This is a genomic window from Archangium violaceum (genome assembly GCF_016859125.1).
GTDB lineage: Bacteria > Myxococcota > Myxococcia > Myxococcales > Myxococcaceae > Archangium > Archangium violaceum_A.
Map to the genome: position 1 here is coordinate 5,994,669 of NZ_CP069338.1, position 12,982 is coordinate 6,007,650.

The 12,982-nt window shown below is 69.4% G+C and carries 9 protein-coding genes; 7 read left to right on the forward strand and 2 right to left on the reverse strand.

The genetic code is table 11. From position 1 onward, the window contains the following. Positions 1-39 precede the first annotated feature (39 nt). From JQX13_RS25715 to JQX13_RS25740, 6 genes are all read left to right on the forward strand, one after another. The gene (locus JQX13_RS25715; RefSeq protein ID WP_203411543.1) at positions 40-3,252 is read left to right on the forward strand and encodes a bifunctional cytochrome P450/NADPH--P450 reductase; all 3,213 of its coding nucleotides are present in this window, start codon (positions 40-42) and stop codon (positions 3,250-3,252) included. A 51-nt stretch (positions 3,253-3,303) separates the two neighbouring features. Continuing rightward, a complete protein-coding gene (locus tag JQX13_RS25720) occupies positions 3,304-3,657 on the forward strand; it encodes a hypothetical protein (RefSeq protein ID WP_203411544.1) in 354 nt (117 codons plus the stop codon). 31 nt (positions 3,658-3,688) lie between these two features. Next, entirely contained in the window at positions 3,689-4,780 is a 1,092-nt protein-coding gene (locus JQX13_RS25725; protein WP_203411545.1) for a carboxypeptidase-like regulatory domain-containing protein, read from the forward strand. Positions 4,781-4,791: 11 nt separating this feature from the next. Next, on the forward strand, positions 4,792-7,200 hold the full coding sequence (locus JQX13_RS25730; protein ID WP_203411546.1) for a hypothetical protein: 2,409 nt from the start codon (positions 4,792-4,794) through the stop codon (positions 7,198-7,200). A 3-nt stretch (positions 7,201-7,203) separates the two neighbouring features. Then, a complete protein-coding gene (locus tag JQX13_RS25735; RefSeq protein ID WP_203411547.1) occupies positions 7,204-8,778 on the forward strand; it encodes a hypothetical protein in 1,575 nt (524 codons plus the stop codon). A 309-nt stretch (positions 8,779-9,087) separates the two neighbouring features. Beyond that, a complete protein-coding gene (locus JQX13_RS25740; RefSeq protein WP_203411548.1) occupies positions 9,088-10,059 on the forward strand; it encodes a hypothetical protein in 972 nt (323 codons plus the stop codon). 14 nt (positions 10,060-10,073) lie between these two features. Here the strand turns inward: JQX13_RS25740 and JQX13_RS25745 are convergent, their stop codons facing one another. Together JQX13_RS25745 and JQX13_RS25750 are read right to left on the reverse strand one after the other, a co-directional pair. Beyond that, complete coding sequence (locus JQX13_RS25745) at positions 10,074-11,018, reverse strand: TPR end-of-group domain-containing protein (RefSeq protein ID WP_203411549.1); 945 nt, start codon at positions 11,016-11,018, stop codon at positions 10,074-10,076. Positions 11,019-11,085: 67 nt separating this feature from the next. After that, positions 11,086-12,366 (reverse strand): KpsF/GutQ family sugar-phosphate isomerase, encoded by a 1,281-nt coding sequence (locus JQX13_RS25750; protein ID WP_430384195.1) that lies wholly within the window; start codon positions 12,364-12,366, stop codon positions 11,086-11,088. Between JQX13_RS25750 and fsa the strand changes: the two genes are divergently transcribed. After that, entirely contained in the window at positions 12,316-12,972 is a 657-nt protein-coding gene (gene fsa / locus JQX13_RS25755) for a fructose-6-phosphate aldolase (RefSeq protein ID WP_203411551.1), read from the forward strand. The genes JQX13_RS25750 and fsa overlap by 51 nt on opposite strands. Positions 12,973-12,982 lie beyond the last annotated feature (10 nt).

Genomic DNA, 12,982 nt, shown 5'->3' on the forward strand with positions numbered 1-12,982 from the left:
CTTATTGAGCTATAAGTCCCTTGGGACAGGAGATTCCCCATGCGCGCCGTCTCTGCCTCCGCGCCCATTCCGCAGCCTCGTACCCGTCCGTTGGTGGGCAACATCCCCGACGTGGAGTCGGAGACACCCATCCAGTCGCTGATGCAGCTGAGCCGGGAGTACGGGCCCATCTTCCGGCTGACGTTTCCGGGCAGGTCCATCCTCGTCCTCAGCTCGCACGCGCTGGTGGACGAGGTGTGTGACGAGCGCCGCTTCGACAAGTCCGTGGGGGGCGCGCTGAAGAACATCCGCGACTTCGCCGGCGACGGGCTCTTCACCGCGTATACGAACGAGCCCAACTGGGAGCGCGCGCACCGCATCCTGATGCCGGCCTTCGGTCCCCAGGCGATGCGCGGCTACTTCGACTTCATGCTCGACATCGCCGAGCAGATGCTCACGAAGTGGGAGCGGCTCGGGCCCGACGCGGACCTCGACGTCACCGACAACATGACGCGGTTGACGCTCGACACCATCGCGCTCTGCGGCTTCGGGTACCGCTTCAACAGCTTCTACCAGCGGGAGATGCATCCCTTCGTGGACGCCATGGTGCGCAGCCTCGCCGAGGCGGGTGAGCGCGCGCGGCGCCTGCCCCTCAAGACGCGGCTGATGCTGATGACGCAGCAGCAGTACCAGCGCGACATCGCGTACATGCACCAGGTGGTCGACGAGGTCATCCGCGAGCGGCGCCACAACGGGGATGCCGCCACGCGCAAGGATCTCCTCAGCCTCATGCTCCAGGGCGTGGATCCGGTGAGCGGCCAGCAACTGGACGACCAGAACATCCGCAACCAGGTGGTGACCTTCCTCATCGCCGGGCACGAGACGACGAGCGGGTTGCTGTCCTTCACGCTCTACCAGCTCCTCCAGCACCCGGACGTGCTCGCGCGCGCCACCGCGGAGGTGGACCGGGTGCTCGGCAGGGACCTCTCGAAGCGCCCCACGGTCGAGGTGCTGAGCAAGCTCACGTATCTGGACCAGGTGCTGCGCGAGTCTCTGCGCCTGTGGCCCACGGCGCCCGCCTTCGGCCTGTACGCGCGCGAGGACACGGTGCTGGGCGGTGCGTGGCCGGTGCGCAAGGGCGAGCCGATCATGGTCCTCACGCCGATGCTGCATCGCGATCCGGAGGTGTGGACGGAGCCGGAGCGCTTCGATCCGGAGCGCTTCAGCCCCGAGGCCGTCGCGGCGCGTCCGCCCAATGCGTGGAAGCCCTTCGGCAACGGGCAGCGCGCGTGCATCGGCCGCCCGTTCGCCATGCAGGAGGCATTGCTGGTGCTCGGCATGCTCCTGCAGCGCTTCCAGCTCATCGACCACACCCGGTACCAGCTCCACATCAAGGAGACGCTGACGCTCAAGCCGGAGGGTTTCCGGATGCGCGTGCGTGCGCGTGGCGATGCGGATCGCCCGGTGGTGGAGCTGAGGCCGGCCGCCGCGGCGGTGGCTCCCCAGAAGCCGAAGTGGACGTCCGGCCCCGTGGCACAACACGGCACGCCGCTGCTCGTGCTGTACGGCTCGAACTCGGGCTCGTCGGAGGCCTTCGCCCAGCGCATCGCGAGCGACGCGGTGGTGCAGGGGTACGTGCCCACGCTCGGGACCATGGACGCCTACGCGGGGCGTCTGCCTCACGAGGGGGCGGTCGTCATCGTGACCGCCTCGTACAACGGCAACCCTCCGGACAACGCGCGGGCGTTCTGCCGGTGGTTGGAGGAGCTCCAGCCCGGAGCGCTCTCCGGGGTTCGCTACGCCGTGTTCGGCTGTGGCAACCGGGACTGGGCCGCGACCTTCCAGGCCGTGCCCAGGCACGTGGATGAGCGTCTGGCCGCCGCCGGTGCGCAGCGGCTGCTCGCTCGGGGCGAGGCGGACGCGCGCGCCGACTTCTTTGGCGACTTCGACGGCTGGTACCAGGGCGTGTGGCCCAGGCTCGGTGAGTCCTTCGGGGTGGAGACCGCGGAGGCGAACCAGGCGCCGCGCTACGAGGTGGAGCGGCTCGAGCAGGCGGCGGATCCGCTGGAGCTCGCCCACGGCGTGGTGCCGGTGGAGGTGGTGGCCAACCGCGAGCTCGTGGACATGACGTCTCCGTTCGGCCGCTCGAAGCGCCACCTCGAGGTGCGGCTGCCGGAAGGGGTGTCGTACCGGACGGGCGATCACCTCGCGGTGCTCCCGGAGAACGCGCCCGAGCAGGTGGAGCGGGTGGCGCGGCGCTTCAAGTTGAGCCCGGACGAGACGGTGCTCATCCGGCGCACGCGCGAGGAGCCGGGCACGCTTCCGTTCGACAGGCCCGTGACGGTGCGCGCGCTGCTGGGCCGTTACGTCGAGCTGTCGGCGCCCGCCACGCGGAGGGCTCTCCAGCTCCTGGCGAAGTACACCGCGTGCCCTCCCGAGAAGAAGCGGCTGCTCGCGCTCGCGGGCGAGGGCGGCGCGGAGCCGGAGGTGTACCGCACGCAGGTGCTCGAGAAGCGGCTCAGCGTGATCGACCTGCTCGAGGAGTTCCAGGCGTGCGAGCTCCCGTTCGGGGTGTTCCTCGAGCTGATGCCGCCGATGAAGCCGCGCCGCTACTCCATCTCGTCCTCGCCGCTCGAGGCGCCGGATCGCTGCACGCTCACGGTCGCGGTCGTGGATGCGCCCGCCTGGTCGGGGCGAGGCCGCTTCCAGGGGGCGTGCTCCAGCTACCTCACGCGAGTGGAGCCGGGCACGCGGATCCACGCGGTGCTGCGCGAGCCGCACGCCCCCTTCCGGCCGCCCGAGGACCCCAGCGTGCCCGTCATCATGGTGGGCGCGGGCACGGGGCTGGCGCCCTTCCGAGGGTTCATCCAGGAGCGGGCGCGGCTGGCCGAGCGGGGAACGCGGCTCGGTCGGGCGCTGCTGTTCTTCGGGTGCGATCACCCCGACGTGGACTTCCTCTACCGCGAGGAGCTGGAGGCCTGGCAGCGGCAGGGCGTGGTGGAGGTGTATCCGGCCTTCTTCCGGCAGGAGCGCGACGGGGTGACGTTCGTGCAGCACCGGCTGTGGGAGGAGCGCGAGCGGGTGGGGGTGTTGCTCGACGCGGGCGCGCGCCTGTACGTCTGCGGGGATGGCCGCTACATGGCGCCCGCGGTGCGAGAGACCGTGGCCCGTATCCACCAGGAGCGGACCGGGTGCACCGCGGAGCAGGCCACCGCCTGGGTGCGCGAGCTGGAGACTCAGGGGCGCTACCTCGCCGACGTCTTCGGCGGGTAAATGGCGGCCTCTTCCTTCCCATGGGGGCGGCTTGGTACGCTTGCCCCCGCCATGCTCGTGATTCGCGACGCGCAGCTGCAGACCTTGTCGGACGCTGCGGAGCGCGCGTTCGAGCGCCGCATGGTGAAGCGCGTTCAGAGGGATCGGCCCGACTTCCACGAGCGTGACGGGGAGGAGGGCGTGGTGCGCTTCGTGCGGGCGGCCCTCGACAAGGCGACGCGGTACAACATCGACTTCGAGGAAGACATCGATGCGTTGCTCGATTTGATGCTCGCCCATGGCGCCGATTTCGAGCTCGAGGGCCCGCTCTCGTGGGCACGCTCCTTCCTGGAGCAACGCGGCGTGTCGGGGCACGGGAAGCTCCTCGTGATTCACGGAATCCTGGAGGCGGACTCGAAGCAGTAGAAGCAGTAGAAGCCGTAGGGGGGAACGATTCATGCCCAGCAAGAAGCGCGGAGGCGTGCAGCAGGATTGCCCGCAGCAGAAGGGCAAGCTCGTCGCGTGGGTGCTCGAGGCCACCACCAAGGAGGGCATCAAGGGGCTGACCCTCACCGCGCGGAACACGGCGAAGGAGACGTCGCGGGATGGGTTCGCGGAGTGGGCAGGGCTCGACCCGGGTGGGTGCGAGGTCAAGCTCGAGCTCGGCCAGCTCGCCGCGACGCACGTGCCGCGCGGCGCGGGCATGCGCACGGAGAACGTTCGGGCGGGAGACGAGACGTTCTGCCTGTTCCAGCTCGAGGGCCCTGGTGATCTCGCGGCGAAGCTCACGCGCGCGGATACCCACGAGCCGGTGGGTGGCATCGCGGTGACCGCGAAAGGCGCGATGCCGGAGCGCAACGCGACGAGCGTGGGGGCCACCGGTCTCGCTGATTTCGGTGCGTCCAAGCCCGGCAACTACACGCTGACGGTCGCGCTCACCGAGGAGCAGGCGAGGAAATACGAGGCGCCCAAGGAGAAGAAGGGCCAGACGGTCGTCACCCGGCAGAAGACGACCGTGGACGTGGAGCTCGAGCCGCGCGCCAGGCTGCGCATCGTGCTCGTGGGCAGGGACGGCAAGGCGCTCGCGAACGTGGCGTGGAAGGTCACTTCGCCCCTCCAGAAGAGTGGGATGACGGGGGGCGACGGGCTGATCGAACTCGAGGACTTCCCCTACTCGGCGAACCGGGCGGAGCTGGAGGTGAAGCTCACGACTCCGCCGAGGGCCATCGCCCCCGTGCTCGCCGCCGTGGTGCCTCCGGAGCCGCCGTATCCTCCTCCGCTCGAGGCCGACGACTGGAAGGACACGGACAAGCCGGTCGCCGCCGAGGTGCTCGTGAAATGGGCGCTCGAGGTCAAGCGGCTCGAGGTGCTCGATGAGGGGGACGCGGTAACGCTCCGGCTCGAGAACCTGGGCTTCCCCGCGGCCGACGAGCAGCTGAAGACGCGCTCGGTGAGGGCGTACCAGAAGCTCTATCTGAACGACGAAGACGGCTCCGGCAACGCGGTGGATATCAAGGACGATATCAAGACCCGCCACGACACCCTCTGAGGGCGATCACGATGGATCGAAAGGCAATCGTCGCGAACACCCGGGCCGCCGATGAGCACGTCAACGTGAACCGGCTGCGCGTGCCGGAGTTCTCCGTCCTTGAGCTGGGGGTCGAGTTCGGCGGCAAGTCGAGCAAGACGCACGTGCTCGACAGCGCGCAGGAGCCCAAGGACAAGGGCTCGGACGACTTCAACTTCGCCCCCGAGAAGGAGAAGGGGGTCATCGTCTATGAGATCGACGATCAGTGTGCCATCGTCGACGCCGCGCGGCTCGAGCTCTACACGCGCTTCGACGACAAGCCGCTCTGGCAGTTGGAGCTCGCGAAGCTCGGGGCCGACTGGCTCGCGGGCGGCCAGCACAAGGTGACGTGGGACGGGCGGATCGTCGCGCCCACCGCCGAGCAGGCGGGGACGAAGAACGGCGGGGTGTTCGAGCACGATCTCACGGCCTTCGCGCCCGACACGTCGAAGGACGCGTTCCCCGATGGCTACGTCACGCTCGAGCACACGCCGTTCAAATTGAAGCTCGTGCTCGAGAGCAAGCAGCGCAAGGACGAGCCGGCGGTCGCGTGGACGTATTTCCACATCCTCGTGAAGAAGATCGAGCTCGAGCTCGGCCCCGAGGAGTGCGTGGTGGCGGCGGCGGTCGGTGACCCGAAGCACCTGCTCGACAAGGCCGTGCGCCAGAAGATCGAGGATGATGGGGGACTGCCGCAGCCCAGCGGCGCGCTCCGGAAGGTGTTCCTCCCGAGCAACCTCTTCAAGATGACCGATACCGAGATGGACGACAACACGGCGTTCGGCCAATACCAGACGCAGTGGGGGGACGGGCCGAACATCCCGATCCTCGCGAAGATCCGCCTCGCCGACTCGCAGGGCGCGGAGGTGAAGCTGGAGGATGGGCCCGGAGCCGTCGCGCTCGGGAAGGTGAAGTTCCTGTGGGATTGGGAGGATCCGGACGAGGACGTCAATGGCAGACAGGCCCTCAAGCCCAGGGACTTCCTCGGAAAGGCGATTGATTACTACAAGGATGGCACCGACGCGACGCGCTCGGCGAACGACCACGAGTACCCCAAGGGAGACAACTGCCACGTCGATCGCGGTGGCAAGCGCGGGCCGGGAGCGAAGGCGATGTTCCCGAAGCAGGACGGGTACGACGCGAAGGCGACGCTGGACGCCGGCGTGTTCCCCTTCAAGGTCGAGCCGTGCAAGCAGCGCAAATGGGCTGCCTATAGCCAGGGGTGGTGTAAGGGCAAGCTCATCGGGCAGACGGGTGTTCTCTTCCAACCCTCGCGCATGGCGGGGGACGATTATGTCGTCTCCGTCTACCTGGCGTACGACAAGACGGCGAAGGACACGTGGGCGCTCGACGTGAAGACCGAGCCGCTCAAGGTCAACGCCGCGATCACCGCCAGGACGGGGACGCTCCAGCTCTGGCGGGAACTCCACCTCGCGCGCTATGTGCGCAAGGACGCGACCGTCGCGGACTTCGTCGGGGCGAACCTCGCGAACATGAGGGCGGGATTCCACAAGGCGTATGTCGAGGTCGAGGACAAGCGCGGGGCGGATAACACCTACCTGCTCGCCGAACACAGGCAGGCCGGCGCGGGGGCGGCCGTCGACTACAATGCCGTCGCCGATGCCGCGCTCGTGGGCACGGGGAACGTGCTCTACAAGAATCCGGAGCGGCTCGCGGTGGACCCGGCCGCGGATCACGCGGCGGACGCATCGGCCTTCAATCTGCGCAGCTATGAGGACTTCGTGTGGCTGATGCACGAGAGATTGAATGGCGGCTCGGCCGTGGTTGCCGGAGACCTGACGGCCCCTCAGTGCCTCATCCTCGGTACGGCGAACCTGGCGGGCCTGGCGCCAGGGCCGTTCAGGACACGCGTGCGCAGGACCCAGAACTGGCTCAGGGCCAACGGCGTGGATACGCGGGCCAAATACAGCGATCTGCTCACGAACACGGCGCCCTTCGAGGCCCTCGTCAATGACCTCCATCCGCTGTCCGGAGGCAAGGTCGGCGCCGCTCCCGATGGCGTGTCGGTCGTTCACTTCGACTATGTACACAGCGTGGTCCGGGAGGCACTCCCCGACGGCATCGCGATCCTGCAAGGGGTCGCCATGGGCGCCAACGACAGGACCCGCAACCGCTGCGTGCTGGCGTTCTTCCAGGCGGATTTCGGGACGCTCCTGCACGAGATCGGCCACCACGTCTTCCTGCCGCACTCGAAGCATCACGTCGGCAACACGATCAATCCGGCGGGCGCGCAGGACGACCGGCACGACGACGACGACGACCGGTGCATCATGTCGTACTCGAACGCTCGCGACGTCTTCTGCGGGTTGTGCCAGCTCCGACTGCGCGGCTGGGATGCGACGGCGCTCCGGAAGGACGACGATGATAACAGGAAGCCCTGAGCCATGAGGCGTCACCTCGCGATGGTGTTCGCCATCGCCCTGTTCGCGGGGCCGGCGCACGCCTGCACGAACCAGAAGCACGAGACACCGAAAGCAACGACCATGATCACGTACGAAGCCCAGCCCGCGAATGACGAATTTCCCGTCGCGGGAGAGCTGCGCCTGCGCCTGCGGATCGTCAACACGCAGGGGGCTGACGTCGAGGTTCCGGATCCCACGTCGGCGGGCTCGCAGCCGGTCTACGTCCTCGTGGGACCCGAGTTCCCGCGGGGGCAGAGCTTCACGCGGTTCGCACTGGAGCACCGGCCCACTCTCGGGAAGGCGCCTCCAGCGCCGCCTCCTCCGGCGATGCTCCGGATCGCGGCGGGCACGACGTGGGAGGGAGTGGTCGGCCTTGGGCCGGGATTGAGAATCCTCCAGCCGGGCGACTACTCGCTGGTCTCGCGCTTCGAGCACGGCGGGCGCTGGGTGGAGAGCGCCGCCTCCGTGGTGCGGATCCGTGCCGCCGTGCCGTCGTCGATCCACGTGGGGGTCGGTCTCCGGCCCCAGAAGAAAGGGGAGGGGGAGGGGGCCTTCCTGCGGCGGGGAGAGGATGGGAACGAGCTGTTTTCCTTCCTCTTCCATGAGGTTCGCCCGGACATCACGGAGCCGAAGATCGGGGAGCCCATCGAGCGCGAGCTCCTCGGCCCGAACGCCACCGACGTGGGCGTCCCCTGGCGCAACAGCCCGTTCTTCGATGAGCTGATGCGCTTCATCGTGTGGCGCGAAGGGCGTTCGGTGAAGGTCGTCTCGTCGACGGGCGACATCTCGTCGATCGAGCTTCCCGTGGAGCCGCGGGCGCTCGTGCGGCCCCCGTTGAAGGCGACGGGAGGGCCCGCCGAGGTGCTCGCGGTGACGAACGAGGAGCTCCATCTCGTGAGCTTCGCGATGGCGGCCGAGCCCGCCGAGCCCCCGATTCCGAAGCTCGCGTGGCGGGTGACGCTGCCAGCCCGGCCCGACGCCATCGCGGCGGCGCTCGGCCCCGCGTCCCATCACAGCCCGCGTTACGTGGCGTTCGCGGCGCAGCGCGAGCACGGTGTCGAGTTGTTTGTCGCGAAGTACACCTCGGGTGGGGCGCTCGGGACATGGCGGTCGGTGGTTGTCGCCGACGCCGGGCGGCTGGTCGATCCCTCCGCGTTCGGCGTCTTCGTCGATGCCGACGAGCACGTATACGTCGGTGCCCTCACGGTGACGGAGAAGGAGGGAAGCCTGGCCTGCGCGTGGACGGAAGCTCGCTGGGACGCGGATGGCGCCCCGCGGGGAACGCCTGGCGCGATGCCGCTCGGCCCCCTCGCCGAGAAGCCCGAGGCGGGCGCGCTGCTCTTCGTTGAAAAGGACGGGAAGCTCGTTCGCCGTGAGGCGCTGGTGGCCGTCAAACCCGAGGAGGGGCGGCTCCTGCGTTGGAAGGAGCCCCGTGGGCTGGTGCCCGTCTCGGTCCCGGGAAGACCCACGTCGCCCATTATCCTCGTCCCGGGGGATACCGCGACCTACATTCTCTATTTCGATACCATGCGCGGCATCTACGCCGAGCCGCTCTGACGGGCTACACGCCAGACAGTGACGCCCTTCACAAACCGAATCCCGCCAGGTCCATGTGGCCGGGCCGTACGCGGTGGAGGCGAGGCCGTGAGCAGGGGAGGGCATTGGTGGGAGGCGCTCGCGGTATTCGTGTTCCTCGCCGGGTGTCGATCGCCCGGGCAGGAAGCCATGAATGGGCCGACCCCCTCCCAGCCCGCTGCGAGGGCGAGCAGCGCGGCTTCGAGTGGGCCCGCCGCTGCCGCGCCCATCACGGCGCCTGTGCGTGCCCCGACGCCTCCCGAGTCACCCGCTACCAGGAACGCGGCCCGGGTGGATGCCCTGCTCGCGAAGGCCGGGAATGACCTGTACGCGCTGGACGATGACGTGCTGGCCCCCCTCGAGCTCCAGTTGCTCGACGTGGACTTCCAGGGTCTGCGGCTTCGGGCGCCTGACCGGGTCGACGTGAGCGCGCGGGAGGTGTTGCCGCTGCTCCAGGCGCGACGGGCGACCGGGCTGCGCGACTGGGAGGTTGAGCCGCGCCGCAACGCGATCCTGGTCGCCGTCGATCTGGAGCGGGGCGGTGTGCTCCATGGGTGGGCCTTCCGGCCGCGCAAGCGCTACAACCCGAACTCCCTGGATCGCTCCATGCAGGGTCAGCCGCCTTCCGAGGACAACCCCTCCGTCCATGCTCGACTGAGCATCCTCGATGCGCGAAGACTGACGGGGCTGCCCTGGCAGGCGGGCCGCTACGCGTTCACCTTCATCAGCTGGGACTGGGTCTCCAACACCGTGACGGTGGACCTGACCGAGGGCGCGGCGCCTCCTCGCGAGCCGGAGCCGCTGTCGATGGAGGAGTCCGGACGCGTGCTGGAGGACTGGCGGGCGCTGGAGGGTTCCGTCTCACCAGTCCCTGGCGAGGCGGGCCCTCGGGCCGACGGTATCTCCCTGACCGTGCCCGAGCGGTTCCGGAAGGGCACCGGCGCGGTCATCCAGGGGACGCTGCGCATGCGGATTCCCCCGGGCATGGTCGTGGGCGGTGTGGCGGCCGAGGGTCGTCCGGCCGCTTTCCTCCCAGTCGGTGTGCTGCTGCTGCGCAAGGACGAGATAGGCCCGCCCATGATCACCGCGACGGTCCCGCTCCCCGCCTCGAGCGTTCGTGCCGGAGGCGAGGCCGCCGTCGTGCGCTTCTCCCTGGAGCTGGGCAAGGTGGCGGGAGACGTCCTGCTTCCAGGAGAGCACCTGCTGTACCTTGTCGCGGGCCCCTTCATCGATGGCCCGCATCGTGTCGAGGTGCTCGAGTAACGGGCGCGAGGCGCCTACAGCTCCGGACGGAGCTCCGCGAGAGGCGGCACGCCCCAGCGCTCACGCTCGGCGTCGGTCACCGACGGGTCCACCGGGTAGAGGCTCATCTTCCCCGTGGCCTTGCCGAACTGGTACTGGGTGCCGAAGCGTTGGGGCTGGCCAGCCTTCATCAGCCACCGGTCCCACGCGGCGGCGGTGAGCCAGAGGCCGCGCGGGTGGCCCCGGCGGGCGGCCTCGGCGGCCAGCTCGCGTGCCCGGGCGTAGTCCTCGAGCGTGTTCCCGTGCTGGAAGACGAGCGCGGCGGCGAAGAAGTCCGCTCCCGTCTTCGCGGCCCCCGCGTCGAGCAGCTCGCTCACGCGCTGGCGGCGCTGCTGATCCCTCTCGGCGATCTGCTTCCAGTGGTCGGGGGTGATGGGGCCCGCCGGGGGACGGCGATCCGCCTGGTCCTCGTCCACCAGCCGCTGCAGCTCGGGGTTGCCGCCGCCGCCGCCGCCCGCTTCCGCGTGCGGGGGGCGCGAGGGAATCCTGGCCAGCAGCGCGATGAAGGCCGGCAGCTCACGCAGGGAGGAGAGATCCTCGTCCTGCTTCATCCACTCCGCGTCGCGGAAGCCGTTCTCCACGGAGCGCTCCAGCCAGGTCATCGCCTCGTCCTTCCGTCCCTGGCGGGCCGCGACGCACGCGGCGGCGTAGGCGGCGTCCCCCTTCCGGTTCCCCGCGGCCCAGGCCTGCTGGTAGAGCGGGAGCACCTCGGCGTACTTCCCCTGACGCATCAGCGTGTCGGCTCGGTAGAGCATGAGCCAGCCCGGTGGCGGCGTGGCCGGGGGCTCCATGGCGGGGAGCGTGGCGGCGGCCTTCGCGGCCTTCGCGGCCTTCGCGGCCTTCGCGGGGGTTGCGGAGGGAGCTGGCGAGTGCGCGCAGGCCACGGCCAGCAGGAGGACACAGGGGGTCAGGAAGCGCATGGCGCGGCATCCTATGACACCCTGGAAGCCCGGAAAAATGGGGAGGTCGCCTCCCGGGCCGTGGCCCTCAGAAGTACCGCGCGGCGAGCAGGTCCTGGACGTCGAGCAGGCCCACGCACCTGCCCTCGGCGTCCACCACGGGCAGCTGGTCCACGCGGAACTCGCGCATGAGCTTGGTGGCCTCGAGCACCAGCACCTCGGGGCCCACGCACCGGGGCCGCTTGCCCATCACCTCGCGGATGGGCAGGTCGAAGTCCGTGCGCCCCTGCTCGACGAGCCGGCGCAGGTCTCCGTCCGTGAAGATGCCCACGAGCCGCCCCTGACGGTCGACGATGTTGGTGGCGCCGGGCCGGCCCGGGGTGTTGGTCATCACCACCACGGCCTCGGAGAGCTTCGCGCTGTCGCGGACGATGGGGTTGGCGTTGCCCGAGCGCATCAGCTCGAAGACGCGCATGACGGAGCGGCCAATCTTCCCGCCGGGGTGGAGCAGGGCGTACTCGGCGGAGCCGAAGGGCCGGGCGCGCAGCACGGCCATGGCGAGCGCGTCACCGATGGCGTGCAGGGCCGCGGTGGAGGCGGTGGGCACCATGCCCATGGGGCAGGCCTCCTCGATGCGGCCGATGTCCAGCACCACGTCCGAGCCTCGGGCCAGGGGGCTCTCCGCGTCTCCGGTGATGGCGATGACGGGGGCGCCCAGCCGCTTGAAGGAGGGCAGCAGCCGCACCAGCTCCTCGCTGGCGCCGCTGTTGGAGAGCGCGAGGATGACGTCGCCCCGGCCCACGCGGCCCAGGTCCCCGTGCACGGCCTCGGCGGGGTGCAGGAAGACGGAGCGGATGCCGGTGGAGGCCAGCGTGGAGGACAGCTTCTGGCCGATGAGGCCCGCCTTGCCCATGCCCGTCACCACGGTCTGGCTCGAGTCGCGCACCAGCTCCAGCGCCCGCAGGAAGGAGTCCCCCAGCCGTCCCGTCAACCCGAGGATGGCCTGGGCCTCGGCCTCGAGCACGCTGCGCGCATAGGCGAGCGTGGCCTCTCGCTCGTCCAGGGAGGGCGCGGGAGCGGGAGTGGCTTGTCCTGGGATGGCGCGAAGGCGGGGCTTTCGGGCGGTGTTACGGGGGACTCGGGCCATGGGGGCCCTTGTACCCCCTGCCCGGGCGGGCCTGCCAGCTTGACGCACCCGGGGGCATCGGCTACGCGCCTTCTCGCTTGGCGGGCAGACTGGAGCGCATGCCCTGCGAGCGTGGATTTCATTGAGGACAGGCTTGTTAGCGCTACCACCTGAACCTGGAGAGTGTACGAGATGAAGTTCTTCATCGACACCGCTGACGTCGAGGAAATCCGCAAGGCCCATGCGATGGGCGTGCTGGATGGCGTGACCACCAACCCGTCGCTGCTGGCCAAGGTGGGCCGCGGCCTGGAGGAGACCATCCGGGAGATCTGCTCCATCGTGGATGGCCCCGTCAGCGCCGAGTGCGTCTCGCTGGAAGCTCCCGAGCTCATCAAGGAGGGCCAGGGGCTGGCGAAGATTCACGACAACGTGGTGGTGAAGATTCCCATGGGCGTGGAGGGCCTCAAGGCCGTCAAGGCACTCACCGCGGATGGTATCCGCACCAACGTGACGCTGTGCTTCTCCGCCAACCAGGCGCTGCTGGCCGCCAAGGCGGGCGCCACGTACATCTCGCCGTTCGTGGGCCGTCTGGACGACATCTCCCAGGATGGCATGGAGCTCATCGCCCACATCATCGAGATCTACCAGAACTACGACTTCACCACGCAGGTGCTGGTGGCGAGCGTGCGCAACCCGGTGCACGTGCTGCAGGCGGCGCGCATGGGCGCGGACGTGGCCACGCTGCCCTACAGCGTCATCGCCCAGCTGGCCAACCACCCGCTCACCGACATCGGCATCAAGAAGTTCCTGGCCGACTGGGAGAAGGTCCCCAAGGCCGCCAGGCCGTAAGCCGCGCCGG

Excerpts from the sequence above, each read along its gene's own strand:
- JQX13_RS25730 (WP_203411546.1), top strand. The coding sequence starts at position 4,792 with ATGGATCGAAAGGCAATCGTCGCGAACACCCGGGCCGCCGATGAGCAC.
- JQX13_RS25715 (WP_203411543.1), top strand. The coding sequence starts at position 40 with ATGCGCGCCGTCTCTGCCTCCGCGCCCATTCCGCAGCCTCGTACCCGT.
- fsa (WP_203411551.1), top strand. The coding sequence starts at position 12,316 with ATGAAGTTCTTCATCGACACCGCTGACGTCGAGGAAATCCGCAAGGCC.
- JQX13_RS25725 (WP_203411545.1), top strand. The coding sequence starts at position 3,689 with ATGCCCAGCAAGAAGCGCGGAGGCGTGCAGCAGGATTGCCCGCAGCAG.
- JQX13_RS25745 (WP_203411549.1), bottom strand. The coding sequence starts at position 11,018 with ATGCGCTTCCTGACCCCCTGTGTCCTCCTGCTGGCCGTGGCCTGCGCG.
- JQX13_RS25720 (WP_203411544.1), top strand. The coding sequence starts at position 3,304 with ATGCTCGTGATTCGCGACGCGCAGCTGCAGACCTTGTCGGACGCTGCG.
- JQX13_RS25735 (WP_203411547.1), top strand. The coding sequence starts at position 7,204 with ATGAGGCGTCACCTCGCGATGGTGTTCGCCATCGCCCTGTTCGCGGGG.
- JQX13_RS25750 (WP_430384195.1), bottom strand. The coding sequence starts at position 12,366 with ATGGGCCTTGCGGATTTCCTCGACGTCAGCGGTGTCGATGAAGAACTT.